Below are 248 nucleotides of genomic sequence, written 5' to 3'. Positions count from 1 at the left end.
TACTTGCCGACCAGCACATGCGCGACCATCGCCTCGGTCGGCATGCCGCCGGGGATCAGCCGTGCTGGGGTCAGAGCCTGCGTTACGCCATCGGTGCAGGACCGGCAGGCATACTTGGGGCGGCGGGCACGATGTCCAACCGCTCCGAGACATCCTCCCCGATGCAGTGCAGGCAGCCGCCACAAGCGCAGGTCAGGCTGTCCGGCTCAATCACCTCTTCGATGCGCGGCAAGTGTTCGGGCAGCGAT

1 pseudogene is annotated in these 248 nt (G+C 66.5%); it reads right to left on the bottom strand.

The window, feature by feature from the left end:
• A pseudogene (locus IB235_RS24980) lies at positions 1–248 on the bottom strand (IS66 family transposase); the annotation flags it as partial.

It is taken from the genome of Paracoccus sp. PAR01, assembly GCF_014851995.1.
Lineage (GTDB): Bacteria > Pseudomonadota > Alphaproteobacteria > Rhodobacterales > Rhodobacteraceae > Paracoccus > Paracoccus litorisediminis.
Note: the sequence above shows the minus strand (reverse complement) of the source record. Positions and strands in the feature narration are given on the sequence as shown.